Below are 13981 nucleotides of genomic sequence, written 5' to 3'. Positions count from 1 at the left end.
CTGCCGCGCCGGGCGCGCCCATGCGCAATTGGCCGCCGCCGGGGGTTCATTTCGCGCCCAGCACCCTATCTGAGAAGAAACGGAGGTGCGGTATGGCGAAATTACTGGTGATCGGTGGCAGCAAGGGGATCGGGCGCGAGGTTGTCCTGCGCGCTCTGGAACAGGGGCACAGCGTGCGGGCCTTTGCCCGGCACCCGGAGGGTATCAAGCACGACCATCCCGAGCTGGAGCTGGTCGCGGGGGACGCGCTGGACCCGGCGGCGGTGGCGCAGGCGCTGGAGGGGTGCGACGCGGTGGTCTCGGCCCTCGGCATTCCGAAATCCATTCCCGCGCTGGCACGGCCCACGACGGTGTTTTCCGATGCGACCGCCGTGCTGATCCCGGCCATGGAGGCGGCGGGGATCAAGCGTCTGCTGGTGGTCACGGGCTTCGGTGCGGGCGAGAGCAACGCCGCCATGAGCACGCTGGAGCGCATGGGGCACAGCGCCATTCTGGGCCGCGCCTATGCCGACAAGGCGGTGCAGGAGGACATGATCAAGGCCTCTGGCCTCGACTGGACCATCGTGCGTCCGGGGATCCTGTCGAACAACCGCCGCACTGGGGTCTACCGGGTGCTGACGGAGCCGTCCGACTGGCGCAATGGGATCATCTCGCGCGCGGATGTGGCCGATTTCATCGTCACCGCCTGGGAGGAGGGCTCCCATATTCACGCGGCCCCGGTGCTGGTGCGCTAGGGCTCAGCGCGGCAGAGGCAGCTCGGCGCGTTTATAGGGGCCCCAATCCTCGATCTCGGGGTAGTGGGCCTGCCGCCAGTCGCGCACCAGCGGGTTCATGACCTGCCGCCAGAGCGGCGGGATCATCGCCAGCGCGGTCATCACCGGATAGCCATGGGGCAGCTGCGGCGCCTCGGCAGCATCATAGGTTTGCAGCAGCGGAAAGCGCCGGTCGGGCTTGTAATGGTGGTCCGAGTGCCGCTGCAGGTTGATCAGCAGCCAGTTCGACGCCTTTTGCGAGGCGTTCCACGAGTGGTGCGGCTGCACATGCTCGTATCTGCCCTCGCCCAGATGCTTGCGGGTCAGGCCGTAATGTTCGACGTAATTTACCAGCTCGAGCTGCCAGATCGCGACGCCCGCCTGCACGAGGAACAGGCCGATCCCGGCCCAGCCGCCCACATAGCCCGCGAGAAGGATCCAGCCGAGCTGCAGCAGCCCGTAGCGCCAGAAGGGGTTCGTGCTGTGCCATGCGGGCAGGTTGCGCCGCGCCAGCAGGGCGGTTTCGGCGGCCCAGGCCGATTGCAGGCATTCGCGCAGAACCCGTGGGTAGAAGCGGTGGAACCCTTCGTTGTAGCGCGCGGTGACCGGATCGCGGGGCGTGCCCACATAGCGGTGATGGACCAGCAGATGCTCAGACCGGAAATGGCTGTAGAGCACCGAGGCCATGAGCAGGTCCGCGAGCCAGCGTTCGATCCGGTTCTTCTGATGCATCAGCTCATGGGCATAGGTGATCCCGACCGTTCCCGAGGCCACGCCGAAGCCGCAGAACACGGCGATCTTTTCCCAGATCGCCAGATGGGCCGCCTCGGGCACCGTGCCCAGCAGCATCAGCAGCACGAGCGTCTGCACCGGCAGCCAGACGAGTGTGATCACCCGGTAGAAGCTCAGATCCTCGATCGGTGTCTCGGGGTCGGCATTCTCGGTCTCGAGCCCGGCGACCGCGTCCATGATCGAGAAGAGCCCCCAGCTGGTCAGCGGCGGCAGCAGCAGCGCCCATCCGCCAAAGGCCGCCGCCAGCAGCAGCGCGGGCACCAGCAACAGCGAGAGCCAGAAGGGCAGGGCCCGGGACAGGCGCGCCATTTTCTTGGGCGGGATCATGCAGCCTCCGTCATTGGATCCACCCCTAGGCCAGAGCGTTTAAGGCTCTGTTAACTCAAACTGGGGTGCTGCGAGATCATAGGCCTTGCGCATCAGGGTCGGAAGATCCGCCGGGCGGAAAGCGTGCTTCGGCGTAAATTCGCCGCGGCTGGGCGGGGCGGTCCCGACCCGCGCGAGGCGGATCGCGAGGCGCAGGTGGAAATGGGTGAAGGTATGGCGGACTTCCAGCCCGGGATCGGCCCAATCGGCGGTCAGGGGTGGGGCCTCGTCAGGGGTCTCTTCGGTCCAGTCGGAGCTTGGAAAGGCCAGCATCCCGCCCAGCAGACCCTTGTCGGGCCGGGTCTCCAGCAGCCATGCGCCATCCTCGCGGCGGGCGATATAGACATAGCCCAGCCGCGTCGGCTTGGGCTTTTTCGGCAGCTTGCGGGGCAGCTCGGAGGCATTGCCCGCAGCCCGCGCCACGCAGGGCTCACGCCAGGGGCAGATCCCGCAGGCCGGGTTGCGCGGGGTGCAGATCGTTGCCCCGAGATCCATCACCGCCTGCGCGTAGTCGCCGGGCCGCGCTTGTGGCGTCAGGGCGGCGGCGGCCTCGGTCAGTTCGGGTTTGGCCGGGGGCAGGGGCGTCTCGATCCCGTGGAGGCGGGCCATGACCCGTTCCACATTGCCATCGACCACGGTCTCGGCACGGTCAAAGGCGATGGCCGAGACCGCCGCGGCGGTATAGGGGCCGATCCCCGGCAGGGCGCGCAGCCCTTCGGCCGTATCGGGAAAGACCCCGCCATGCTCGGAGGCCACGACCCGCGCGCATTTCAGCAGGTTCCGCGCCCGCGCGTAATACCCCAGCCCGGCCCAGGCCCCCATCACCTCGGCATCCTCCGCCGCCGCCAGATCCGACACGGTGGGCCAGCGGTCGGTGAAAGCGCGGAAATAGTCCTTCACGGCGGCCACGGTGGTCTGTTGCAGCATGACCTCGGACAACCAGACCCGGTACGGATCGGGCCGAATGCCCGCCGCGCGATCCTCGGGGGATACGCGCCATGGCATCACCCGCGCATGCCTGTCATACCAGTCGAGCAGGTCGGCGCTGTCTGCGGTGCTCTCGAAGTTTTTATGCATCGTGGGACATCGGATCCTTCTGGGGTCTGGAATGGGCCGCGCAAGCGATTAGACTAAGGCGTATGCACACGAAAGCGAGAGGGCGATGGCCACGCGCGTGAAAAACCGGAGCTTCGGGTTCCGCCAGACGGGCAAGCTGCTCGAAAGCCGGATCCGCACTGCGGGCGAGAGCCGGGGCTTCGCCGTGTCCAAACTGCTCACCCATTGGGATGAGATCGCCGGTCCGGATCTGGCGGCCAAGGCGCGGCCCGTGAATGTGGGCTATGCCCGGCGCGGGTTCGGCGCGACCCTCACGGTGCTGACCACGGGGGCCTTTGCCCCACTTCTGGAGATGCAGAAAGAGCGGCTGCGCGAGAAGGTCAATGCCTGCTACGGCTACAACGCCATCTCGCGGATCAAGATCACCCAGACCGCGCCCACGGGCTTTGCCGAGCCGCAGGCGGGTTACACCGCGGCACCGCGCGGCCCACGCCAACCCTCGCCGCAGGTCGCCCAGGCGGCGGATGCGGCAGCCGAAGACATCCAGAGCCCCGAGCTGCGCGCGGCACTTGCCCGGCTCGGGCGCAACATCCTGTCCAACGACACCAAAACGTGAAAGGGGCTTTCATGGCTCGACTTCTTCCCAGTGCGGCTCTTGCCCTCGCCGTGATCGCCGGCGGGACCTATTGGTACAGCACGCAGCAATCCGGTGGCACGGCCCAGGGCGTGTCCTTCTCGCCGGTCTCAACGGCCACCGCGCAGGAGGTCGACACCTCCGGCATCATCGACATGACGCTCGGTGCCGAGGATGCACCGATCACGGTGGTGGAATACGCCTCTTTCACCTGCCCCCATTGCAAGACGTTCCACGAGAATGTCTTCAAGGATATCAAGGAAAACTACATCGACACGGGCAAGGTGCAGTTCATCTATCGCGAGGTCTATTTCGACCGCTTCGGCCTCTGGGCCGGGATGGTGGCGCGCTGCGGCGGCGAGGAGCGGTATTTCGGGATCACCGATGTGCTCTTTGAACAGCAGAGCGAATGGACCGGCAATGGCAGCCCCGCCGTGGTCGCCGACAACCTGCGCCGCATCGGCCGGGTCGCGGGCATGTCCGACGAGCAGGTGAATGCCTGCCTGCAGGATGGTGAGAAGGCGCAGGCGCTGGTGGCCTTCTATCAGCAGAATGCCGAGGCCGACGGGATCAGTTCCACCCCGTCCTTCATCATCAATGGCGAGAGCTATTCCAACATGAACTACCGCGATTTCTCGGCGGTGCTGGATGGCCTGCTGGAGGAATAATCCCGGCGCCATGGTGCGAGATCAGGGCGGTCCTGCGGGGCCGCCCTTTGCGTGTCAGGGGAACAGCCGGTCCAGCGCCGCCTCGAGCGCCTCGGGCGCGTCCAGCGCAAGCCGCACGGGCAGGGTGAGCACATCGCCCCGCATCTCGGGCGGCAGGCGCACCGCGTCCTTCTCGGTGGTCACCAGCTGCGCGCCCTGGGCCTTGGCATCGGCCAGAAGCCGGGTGATGAGCCGCGCGTCCAGCGGCTGGTGATCGTCGAGCCCATGGGTCCCGCACAGGATCACTCCCTGATCGCGCAGGGTGGCAAAGAATTTCTCGGGATGCCCGATCCCCGCAAAGGCCACGGCGCGCAGCCCGTCCCAGTCCATCCCGGTCTGCAGCGGGGCGAGGTGCCCGGTCAGGTGGGGCAACTGCCCCAGCGCGGACCCCCAGGCGGCGCGGAACCGCGTCTGGGCGGGCTCTGGCCCGATGCTGAGCACGAGATCCGCGCGGGCCAGCCCCTTGGCCACCGGCTCGCGCAGGGGGCCTGCGGGCAGGACGCGCCCATTGCCAAAGCCGCGATGGGCATCGACCACGACGATCGAAAGGTCGCGGGCGATGGCCGGGTTCTGAAACCCGTCATCGAGCAGGATCGCCTGTGCGCCGGCGGCCTCGGCGGCACGGGCCCCGGCGGCGCGGTCCTTGGCGACCCAGGTCGGCCCGAAGGCCGCCAGGAGCAGGGGTTCATCCCCCACATCTTTGGCCTGGTGGGTGCGCGGGTCCACGGCCACGGGGCCCTCCAGCGCGCCGCCATAGCCGCGGCTGACCACATGGGCGGCGATGCCCCGGGCCATCAGCGCCATTTGCAGTGCGATCACGGTGGGGGTCTTGCCGGTGCCGCCGGCATTGATATTGCCGACGCAGATCACCGGGATGCCCGGGCGCAGGGCTGCTGGCTTGGCCACGCGCCGCGCGGTCCCCGCCGCATAGAGCGCGCCCAGCGGCGCCAGAAGCCGCGCCGGCAGGGCCGGGGCGTCGGGCGGGGTAAACCAGAAGCCCGGGGCCCGCATCAGCCGGGCATCCGGCTAGCGGCGCGCCCGGCCTCCTCGGCATCATCGAGCTGTGTCAGCACCTCGGAGACCGCGATATCGGTGACCTGCGCGCCACGGGACGAGACCTCCCATGCGGCATGGGCCATGCTCGCGGCCTTGTTCGGCGCCAGAAGGTCATCGAGCGTGCTGGCGAGGCTGTCGGAGTTGTGCACCACGCGGCAGGCTCCGGCTTCGGCGAGCCGGGTGTAGATGTCCACGAAGTTGAAGACATGGGGGCCATGCACGATGGCCGAGCCGAGGGCGGCGGGCTCGAACGGGTTGTGTCCGCCGACCTCGGTCAGCGACCCGCCGATGAAGCTCACCGGGGCGATCCGGTACCAAAGGCCCAGCTCGCCCAGCGTGTCGGCGAGGTAGATCTGGGTGTCGAGATCGACCCCTTCCCCCTCGGAGCGCACGGCCACATCCCAGCCCTCGTCGCGCAGGGCCGCGGCGATTTCGGGGCCGCGCTCGGGGTGGCGGGGGACCAGCACCATGAGCAGGCGGTGGGTCTTGCGCACGAGCACCCGGTGCGCGGCGCTGACCATCACCTCCTCGCCGGGATGGGTCGAGGAGGCGAGCCAGATCGGGCGGCCATCGGCCTCTTCGAGGAAATCCTTGTAGAGCGTCTCGGAATAGGGGAGGACCTGCGCCCCCTCCTTGAGGCTGCCGATGGCGCGGGTGCGATCCGTGGGGGCCCCGAGACGGCTGAGAAAGCGCAGGGTCTGGTCGTCCTGGGCCAGGATGCGGTTGAACCGGCCCAGCAGGGCACGCACGGTGCCGCGCATCCAGCGCCAGCGCTTGTAGCTGTCCGGGGACATGCGGGCATTCATCAGGAGCATCGGGATGCCCCGTGCCGCGGTGTCGTGGATCATGCGCGGCCAGAGCTCGCTCTCGATCCAGATCGCCAGATCCGGGCGCCAATGGTCGAGAAAGCCGGTCACGGCGGGTTTCGAGTCCACCGGGGCGAACTGGTGCAGCGCGCCCTGCGGCAGGCGCGAGGCCAGCAGATCCGCCGAGGTTCGGGTGCCCGTGGTCAGCAGGATCGTCGCCTCCGGGCGTTCCTCGCGCAGGCGGCGGATCAGCTCCTGCACCGAGAGCGCCTCGCCGACGCTGGCCGCATGGATCCAGATCAGCGGACCATCGGGGCGCGGGCGGTCGGTCTCGCCGAGGCGTTCGCGATAGCGGTCGGGGTCTTCCTTGCCCGCCGCCAGACGTTCGGCGATCTTGCGTTCGGCCCAGCCGGACAGGCGGCTGTTCACCGCGAGATAGAGAGCGAGACCGAGGGACCGGGGCATGGAATCCTAGCTCAGCGTCTGGGTCGAGGAATCCTCGGTCGCTTCGTCCAGCAGGCGATGCACATGGGCAATGAAGTAGCGCATCTCGGCATTGTCCACGGTGCGCTGGGCCTCGTTTTTCCAGGCGTCATAGGCAGAGGCGTAGTCGGGATAGACGCCGACCACATGGACGTCGTCGACATTCTTGAACTCGGTGCCGGACGGGTCGACAAGCTCCCCCCCGAAGACGATATGCAGGCGCTGTGTCATGAAAACACTCTCTGGTCTGGATAGATTGGCCGCAGCCTACGGTCCGCGCGGGCGGGGTCAAGCGCTGGCCCCGGATCCGGACGCCGCGCCGCAGCGGCGCGGCGGTCCCGCGGGGTGCCGGGCGTTTTGCACCTGTCCGGCGGTGGGCAGGGGCGCAGCGGATCAGCGGCGCGCGTCCGCCGCCCCCACGGGGCGGCCTGACCCGGTCTCGCCATGACGGTCAGTCGAGTGCGCGAGCCTCATCCGCGATCATGATCGGGATGCCGTTGCGGATCGGAAAGGCCAGATGGGCCGCGCGCGAGACAAGCTCCTGCCGCTCCGCGTCATAGGCCAGCGGCGCGCGTGTCACCGGGCAGACGAGGCTCTCCAGCATGTGGCGGTCATATTCACCGGCCTCCTGGGTCATTGCAGAAGCTCCTCGCTATTGCCGCCGCGCAGGGCGAACTCGATCAGGGTGACGAGGGTCTCGCGCCGGGTCGACAGGGATGGCGCCTCGAGCAGGGCCTGCTTGTCCTCTGGGTTGAACGGGCACAGCATCGAAAGCGAGTTGATCAGCAACTCATCCTCGGCTTCCGACAGGCTGTCCCAGTCGGTCTGCATCTCCTGATCCTCGAAGAACCGGCGCAGCAGGGCGAGAAAGCGATCGCGCTCGAACCCCACATCCTGTTCGGTCTTGCCGAGATCGCGGCCAAAATCCTCCCAGTCCACATCCGCTTTGAGATAGGGGGTGAACCCGGACACTTCGCGCGACACGCGAAAGCGCGAGATCCCGGACAGGGTGATCATGTAGCGCCCGTCCTCGGTCTCGGAAAACGCCGAAACCCGGCCCGCGCAGCCGATATGATGCAGTCGGCGATCCTTGGACCCCGGCACCTCGCGGGGCTGGACCATGCCTATCAGGCGGTGCGGGGTTTTGAGCGCATCCTCGAGCATCGCCAGATAGCGTGGCTCGAAGATATGCAGGGGAAGCCGGGCCCGCGGCAACAGCAGCGCGCCGGGCAAAGGAAAGACCGGGATCGTCTCGGGAAGGTCGGCGGCTGAAAATCTCATACCTGTCACGTAGCCCCGCGCCCCGCTCAGGCAAATATCATCGACGACAGGCGGCGGCGGCCATTCAGGGCAATCGGGTCCTGGGGCTTGAGCGCATCGAAGATCGTGAAGAGCTGCGCCTTGGCCGCCCCGTCCTGCCACTCGCGGTCCCGGCGGAAGAGTTCGAGCAATTCGTCCACGGCCGCCTCGGTCTCGCCATTGGCATGGAGCGCCTGGGCCAGATCCAGCCGCGACTGGTGATCATCGCCATCGGCCTCGACCTTGGCGCGCAACTCGGCCACCGGCCCGGCCTCGGCGGCCTGGCGGGCCAGCTCCAGCTGGGCGCGGGCCACGTCGAGCTCGGGGGCCTTGGCGATGGCCTCGGGTGCGGCCGACAACAGGCCCTCGGCCTGATCCAGCTCTTCCATGGCCAGATGCGCGCGCACCAGCCCGCCATAGGCGGCGGCATTCTCGGGCTCCTCGCCGAGGATCGCGGCAAAGGTCTGGGCGGCATCCACCGCGGCCCCTTCGGCCAGCATCGCCTCGGCAGCCTCGACCGCCTCGGCCAGACCGCCATCCGCATCCCCGGCCAGCGCCGAGACGCGGGTCACGAAATCGGTGATCTCGGCGGGGCTGATCGCGCCCTGAAACCCGTCGACGGGCTGACCCTTGTGAAAGGCATAGACCGTGGGAATGGACTGGATCCTGAGCTGCCCGGCGATCATCTGGGCTTCGTCCACATTGACCTTGACCATGCGGACCTTGCCCTTGGCCGCGGTCACGGCGGCTTCGAGCGCGGGGCCCAGCGTCTTGCACGGGCCGCACCAGGGCGCCCAGAAATCGACGATGACCGGGATGTCCTGGCTGGCGTCGATCACATCCGCCATGAAGGTCGCCTCGGTCGTGTCCTTGATCAGATCACCTGCGCCCGCGGGGGCGGTATCCGCCTGTCCGAATTCCAACATGGCTGTCCTCGTTTCCTCGTTCGCTATGGTATATGGAACCTCCCGCAGCCGAGGCCAAGGGGAGAGTTCCCGGCACGGGCCCTCTGGCGCGGTCTCAGAGGGTGAAGCTGGCCAGAACGGGCGCGTGGTCGCTGGGCTTTTCCCAGCCGCGCACATCGCGCAGGACCTTCGATCCATGGGCCCCGCCCGCGATATCCGGGGTCGCCCAGATATGGTCGAGCCGCCGCCCCTTATCCGCCGCGGACCAGTCCTTGGCCCGGTAAGACCACCAGGAATAAAGCTTGCCCTCGGGGATATCGGCGCGGGTCACATCGACCCAAGCCCCCGCCGCGCGGGTCTCTTCGAGGGCGTCGACCTCGATCGGGGTGTGGCTCACCACTTTCAGAAGCTGCTTGTGGGACCAGACGTCGTCCTCCAGCGGTGCGATGTTCAGATCACCGACCAGCACCGCGCGCTGGGGCGGCTCTGCGGTGAACCAGTCCCGCATCTCGGTCAAAAAATCGAGCTTGTGGCCGAACTTGTCGTTCACCTCGCGGTCGGGGACATCGCCCCCGGCGGGGACATAGAAGTTATGCACGGTCAGCCCGTTCCCGAGCCGCGCGGCCACGTGGCGGGCATCGCCCTTGCCGACGAAATCCCGGTGCCCCGCATCCTCCAGCGGGTGGCGCGACAGGATCGCGACGCCGTTATAGCCCTTCTGCCCCCGCGCAACCATATGGCCATAGCCCAGCTCGGCGAAGACCTCGGCAGGGATCTTGTCCACCGGGCTCTTGCATTCCTGCAGGCAGAGCACATCCGGCGCCTCGTCGCGCAGAAGCCGCGCAACCAGCTCGGCGCGCAGCCGCACGGAGTTGATGTTCCAGGTGGCGATGGTCAAGGTCACAGGGCAAATCCTTTCGACAGCGTGCCATCTGCCTAGCGATTTGCCGCCCGGGAAGAAAGCCCCAGACCGCCCCCTGCAGGCGCGGGGTCCCGGCATGTGCCATCGCCGAACCGCGCCGCGCCGCCCAAGAGCTGGGCGCACAGGCGACGCCAGCATCCAGAGTCTGCATGTCGGCGGATTCAGGTGCTGGCGAAGCGTGGCGCTGACGGATCAGCGACCCTCGATTGCGCGGTTCTTCTTGCTCAGACACGCGTAGCACCTCTGCTCGGGCGTAATTCTCTGAATTGCGGAGATCTTTGGCGTTTTGAAAGCAGGCAGTCGGCGCGGTTTCTGCGGCCACATAGGCTCTACGCGCGGCCGCCTTCGCCGAGGTGGCCCTGGTCCGAGGCGCAAGCGTCGCTCTCCCAAGTAGTGCGAACTCCAGCGCCGCCCTGCGTGCCGGGGTCAACAAGGCACCCTTCGGCTGTCCCGGCGGGTGCCTTCTTCATGGCGTGATGCCGGGTGCGGATCTGGCGCGCGTGAAAATGGCGGCCTGTGCTGGGCGACAAAAAAAAGCCGGGCACGAGGCCCGGCTCAGTCCAACAGGGAGGTGCTGTGGCATAACCCCGTCACAGCATAGGGTGTCTTGGTCCTTCAACATCTACGCTTCCAAAAGGTTCCAGAGAATAGGACCTTTGGACACGGGACGCAGAGTGTTGCCTCAAGCCACCAGTCGGTAGCCGCCGGATTCGGTCACCAAAAGCCGTGCATTTGACGGATCTGGCTCGATTTTCTGGCGCAGGCGGTAGATATGGGTCTCGAGCGTGTGGGTGGTCACACCCGCGTTATACCCCCAGACCTCATGCAACAGAACGTCGCGGGCCACCACGCCCTCGGTGGCGCGGTACAGGAATTTGAGGATGTTCGTCTCTTTCTCGGTGAGGCGAATCTTCCGGTCATCCTCGGTCTCGAGCATCTTCATCGCGGGCTTGAACGTGTACGGCCCCAGCGTGAAAATGGCATCCTCGGACTGCTCGTGCTGGCGCAGCTGGGCGCGGATCCGGGCCAGCAGCACCGGCAGCTTGAACGGCTTGGTGATGTAGTCATTCGCCCCGGCATCCAGCCCGAGGATCGTGTCCGCATCGCTGTCATGGCCGGTCAGCATCAGCACCGGGCACTTCACGCCCTGCTTGCGCATCAGACGGCAGAGCTCGCGCCCATCCGTGTCGGGCAGACCCACATCGAGGATCACCAGATCGTAAAGACCGGCTTTGGTCTTTTCCATCGCTTCCGCGCCTGAGCCCGCTTCGAAGACGTCGAAATCCTCGGTCATCACAAGCTGCTCGGACAGGGCCTCGCGCAGATCCTCATCATCATCAACGAGCAGAATTTTTCTCAAAGTGGCCATCGGGTCCTCCGGTTCGCTTGGATCACAGATGCGTGCCGGAACCGGATCGGGCAAGGTTTCCGCGCGATCGCTCACGCCGTCGTGTCGCAGGCTCGGGGAATGTTTCAATTTCGGGCCCGGACGGTTACAGGAGGAGGCGAAGTGTTACAAGGACGGACCATGGCCCTGAGCCCCGATCGCCACGAAATGCGCGCCCGCGCCCGGGCTGATTTGCGGATGGGCGTGCCGGTTGTCCTGCGCGCGGGGGCGCGATTTGCCCTCGCGCTGGCCACCGAAACCCTGACCGCGGCGCGGCTCGCGGCGGTGATTGAGCGCTCCGAAGATGCGGTTCTGGCGATCACGGCACGGCGGGCCGAGACCCTGCGCGCGATCGCCTATGACGGGGATCTGGCCCGGATCCAGCTGCCGCGCGATGCGGATCTGCGCTGGGTTCAGGCGGTGGCGGACCCAGCAGATGACCTGCGCGTGCCCATGAAGGGCCCGTTTCGGATGGCGCGGGATGGCGCGTCGGATCTGGCCCGGGCCGCACTTGTCCTCGCCAAGGAGGCGCGGCTTTTGCCGGCCGTGGTCATGGCCCCGGTTGCCGCCGAGATGGCGGCGGCGGCCCAGCTCACCACGCTGGAGGCCGACACCCCGGCCCAAAGCGACCTTGCCGAAGTGATCGCGGCGCGGGTGCCCTTGGAGGTGTCCGAAGCCGGGCGGCTCCATGTGTTTCGCCCCAGTGATGGCGGCGAAGAGCATTACGCGGTCGAGATCGGCAGCCCGCCCCGGGATCAGCCGGTGCTCTCGCGGCTGCACTCGGCCTGTTTCACCGGCGACGTTATGGGATCGCTGAAATGCGATTGCGGTCCGCAGCTGCGCGGGGCGCTGGCCCAGATGGGGGCGGAGGGGGCGGGCATCCTGCTCTATCTCAATCAGGAGGGGCGCGGGATCGGGCTGGCCAACAAGATGCGCGCCTATGCGTTGCAGGATCAGGGGTTTGATACGGTGGAGGCGAACCACCGTCTGGGTTTCGAGGATGACGAGAGGGATTTCCGGCTTGGCGCGGACCTGCTGCGGCAGCTCGGCTTTTCGGCCACGCGGCTGATGACGAACAATCCGGCCAAGGTCGCGATGATGGAGGCGTCGGGCATCGGCGTCGCCGAACGCGTGCCCCTGCAGGTAGGCAAGACCGCCGAGAATGCGGCCTATCTCGCGACCAAGGCGGCGAAGTCGGGACATTTGCTCTAGGGGGAGGACGGTCCATGCAGGGACGGTGTTATTGCGGCGAGATCCGCTATGAGGTGACCGAGGCGCCGGTGATGAAGGCCCAGTGCCATTGCCGGGAATGTCAGTATATCTCGGGCGGTGGGCCGAATTTCTTCATGGCCGTGCCGGAGGGGGGCTTTGCGGTGACGCAAGGCATGCCCAAGACCTTCACCCGGTCCGATCTGGACACGCCGCGCACGCGGCAGTTCTGCGGGACCTGCGGCACGCATCTGACGACGCTGCTGCCGGGGCGGCCGTTGGTGATCGTCAAGGTGGGCACGCTGGACAACCCGGCCGAGGATTACGGCGGCTCGAAACTGGCGATCTTCATGAAGGACCGGCAACCCTATCACGTGGTGGCAGAGGGGCTGCCCTGCTTCGAGGATCTGCCGCCAGCCCCACCCCCGGCGGGCTCATGACGCCGACGGATCTGGTCCTGACACCGTTGGGGCTGCGTTTTGGGGGGCGGGTGCTGCCCTGCACCATCGGTCGTGGAGGGCTCAGCGCGGCCAAGGCCGAAGGGGATGGTGCGACGCCGCTTGGCGTGCACCGGCTGATCGGGATGCTCTACCGTCCGGACCGCATGGCGCGACCGGCCAACTGGGCGCTGCCGATCCGGCCTCGTGATGGTTGGTCCGATGATGTGGAGGATCCCGATTACAACCTGATCATCCGGCGCCCTCACCCGTTCGGGCATGAGCGGCTCTGGCGGGCGGATCCGCTCTATGATCTCGTGGTGCTGACCGATTGGAACTGGCCGCAGGCGCGCAAGGGGGCGGGTTCGGCGATCTTCATTCACCAGTGGCGCGGAGCGGGGCGTCCGACCGAAGGCTGCATCGGGCTCGCGCGCGATGATCTGCGCTGGCTCGCGCCGCGCATCACCCTGCAATCGCGGTTGATCGTGGGCTGAGGGCTCAGGCGGCGGGGGGAACCCGGGCCCCGAAAATCGCGGAACCGACCCGGATATGGGTCGCGCCCTGGGCGATGGCGCTCTCGAAATCGCCGCTCATCCCCATGCTGAGGCCGGTCAGCCCGTTGCGCGCGGCCAGCTTCGCCAAAAGCGCGAAATGCAGGCTTGGTTCCTCGTCCACGGGGGGGATGCACATCAGCCCTTGAAGCGGCAGATCGAGGGCGCGGCATTCGGCAACAAAGGCGTCTGTCTCCGCGATGGGCAGGCCGGCTTTCTGACCCTCATCGCCGGTATTGATCTGGACAAAAATCTCGGGGCAGCGCCCCAACTCCTGCGCGTGATCGGCGATGCGGCGCGCGATCTTGGGACGGTCCACGGTGTGGATCACATCGAAGAGCTCGACCGCCTGGCGGGTCTTGTTGGATTGCAGCGGGCCGATCAGGTGCAAAGTGATGCCGTCAAACTGCGCCCGGAAATCGGGCCATTTGCCTGCGGCTTCCTGGATGCGGTTCTCGCCAAAGACCCGGTGGCCTTCGTTCAGGACCGCTTCGACACGTTCATTGGGTTGCACTTTGGAGACCGCGATCAAGTCGATCTCGGAGGCATCACGCCCGGCCTTGGCCGCTGCGGCCGCGATGCGCGTCTGGATGTCTGACAGTCCCATGTTCCCTCCTCG

The 13981-nt window shown here is 67.1% G+C and carries 17 protein-coding genes; 6 read left to right on the top strand and 11 right to left on the bottom strand.

The window, feature by feature from the left end; translation table 11 throughout:
* Positions 1-92: 92 nt before the first annotated feature.
* Positions 93-734, top strand: a complete 642-nt coding sequence (locus tag ACP150_RS13320) for an NAD(P)-dependent oxidoreductase (RefSeq protein ID WP_424967144.1) — start codon at positions 93-95, stop codon at positions 732-734.
* 3 nt (positions 735-737) lie between these two features.
* On the opposite strand, the gene ACP150_RS13315 is transcribed toward ACP150_RS13320, so the two are convergent.
* Complete coding sequence (locus ACP150_RS13315; protein WP_424967143.1) at positions 738-1871, bottom strand: alkane 1-monooxygenase; 1134 nt, start codon at positions 1869-1871, stop codon at positions 738-740.
* Positions 1872-1910: 39 nt separating this feature from the next.
* Entirely contained in the window at positions 1911-2987 is a 1077-nt protein-coding gene (gene mutY, locus ACP150_RS13310; RefSeq protein WP_424967142.1) for an A/G-specific adenine glycosylase, read from the bottom strand.
* 85 nt (positions 2988-3072) lie between these two features.
* Between mutY and ACP150_RS13305 the strand changes: the two genes are divergently transcribed.
* Together ACP150_RS13305 and ACP150_RS13300 are read left to right on the top strand one after the other, a co-directional pair.
* A complete protein-coding gene (locus ACP150_RS13305) occupies positions 3073-3582 on the top strand; it encodes a DUF721 domain-containing protein (RefSeq protein ID WP_424967141.1) in 510 nt (169 codons plus the stop codon).
* Positions 3583-3593: 11 nt separating this feature from the next.
* Positions 3594-4268 (top strand): DsbA family protein, encoded by a 675-nt coding sequence (locus ACP150_RS13300; RefSeq protein WP_424967140.1) that lies wholly within the window; start codon positions 3594-3596, stop codon positions 4266-4268.
* A 54-nt stretch (positions 4269-4322) separates the two neighbouring features.
* Here ACP150_RS13300 and lpxK read toward each other — a convergent pair whose 3' ends face one another.
* The 8 genes from lpxK to ACP150_RS13260 all read right to left on the bottom strand — a co-directional run bounded on the left by lpxK (position 4323) and on the right by ACP150_RS13260 (position 11147).
* On the bottom strand, positions 4323-5318 hold the full coding sequence (gene lpxK / locus ACP150_RS13295) for a tetraacyldisaccharide 4'-kinase (RefSeq protein ID WP_424967139.1): 996 nt from the start codon (positions 5316-5318) through the stop codon (positions 4323-4325).
* Positions 5318-6634, bottom strand: a complete 1317-nt coding sequence (locus tag ACP150_RS13290) for a 3-deoxy-D-manno-octulosonic acid transferase (RefSeq protein WP_424967138.1) — start codon at positions 6632-6634, stop codon at positions 5318-5320. The genes lpxK and ACP150_RS13290 overlap by 1 nt, the downstream gene beginning before the upstream one ends.
* Positions 6635-6640: 6 nt before the next feature.
* Positions 6641-6883 carry a DUF4170 domain-containing protein gene (locus ACP150_RS13285; RefSeq protein WP_424967137.1) on the bottom strand — a complete coding sequence of 81 codons (243 nt, stop codon included), beginning with the start codon at positions 6881-6883 and terminating at the stop codon, positions 6641-6643.
* A gap of 220 nt (positions 6884-7103) precedes the next feature.
* On the bottom strand, positions 7104-7289 hold the full coding sequence (locus ACP150_RS13280) for a Trm112 family protein (protein ID WP_424967136.1): 186 nt from the start codon (positions 7287-7289) through the stop codon (positions 7104-7106).
* Positions 7286-7933 carry an LON peptidase substrate-binding domain-containing protein gene (locus ACP150_RS13275; protein ID WP_424967135.1) on the bottom strand — a complete coding sequence of 216 codons (648 nt, stop codon included), beginning with the start codon at positions 7931-7933 and terminating at the stop codon, positions 7286-7288. Before ACP150_RS13275 ends, ACP150_RS13280 begins: the two co-directional genes overlap by 4 nt.
* A gap of 26 nt (positions 7934-7959) precedes the next feature.
* Complete coding sequence (locus ACP150_RS13270; protein ID WP_424967134.1) at positions 7960-8877, bottom strand: tetratricopeptide repeat protein; 918 nt, start codon at positions 8875-8877, stop codon at positions 7960-7962.
* A gap of 94 nt (positions 8878-8971) precedes the next feature.
* A complete protein-coding gene (locus ACP150_RS13265) occupies positions 8972-9760 on the bottom strand; it encodes an exodeoxyribonuclease III (RefSeq protein ID WP_424967133.1) in 789 nt (262 codons plus the stop codon).
* Between the two features lie 700 nt (positions 9761-10460).
* Positions 10461-11147: a response regulator transcription factor gene (locus ACP150_RS13260; RefSeq protein WP_424967132.1), complete on the bottom strand. Its 687-nt coding sequence runs from the start codon at positions 11145-11147 to the stop codon at positions 10461-10463.
* Between the two features lie 159 nt (positions 11148-11306).
* Between ACP150_RS13260 and ribA the strand changes: the two genes are divergently transcribed.
* The 3 genes from ribA to ACP150_RS13245 are packed head-to-tail and all read left to right on the top strand — an operon-like array spanning position 11307 to position 13305.
* On the top strand, positions 11307-12377 hold the full coding sequence (gene ribA / locus ACP150_RS13255) for a GTP cyclohydrolase II (RefSeq protein ID WP_424967131.1): 1071 nt from the start codon (positions 11307-11309) through the stop codon (positions 12375-12377).
* A 14-nt stretch (positions 12378-12391) separates the two neighbouring features.
* The gene (locus ACP150_RS13250; protein ID WP_424967130.1) at positions 12392-12814 is read left to right on the top strand and encodes a GFA family protein; all 423 of its coding nucleotides are present in this window, start codon (positions 12392-12394) and stop codon (positions 12812-12814) included.
* Positions 12811-13305: a L,D-transpeptidase family protein gene (locus ACP150_RS13245; RefSeq protein WP_424967129.1), complete on the top strand. Its 495-nt coding sequence runs from the start codon at positions 12811-12813 to the stop codon at positions 13303-13305. The genes ACP150_RS13250 and ACP150_RS13245 overlap by 4 nt, the downstream gene beginning before the upstream one ends.
* Before the next feature lie 4 nt (positions 13306-13309).
* Here the strand turns inward: ACP150_RS13245 and ACP150_RS13240 are convergent, their stop codons facing one another.
* Positions 13310-13969 carry a YggS family pyridoxal phosphate-dependent enzyme gene (locus ACP150_RS13240; protein ID WP_424967128.1) on the bottom strand — a complete coding sequence of 220 codons (660 nt, stop codon included), beginning with the start codon at positions 13967-13969 and terminating at the stop codon, positions 13310-13312.
* Between the last annotated feature and the right edge of the window lie 12 nt (positions 13970-13981).

This window comes from Dinoroseobacter sp. S375, from assembly GCF_049800775.1.
Classification (GTDB): Bacteria; Pseudomonadota; Alphaproteobacteria; order Rhodobacterales; family Rhodobacteraceae; genus Dinoroseobacter.
This window is presented reverse-complemented; position numbering and strand designations above follow the sequence as displayed.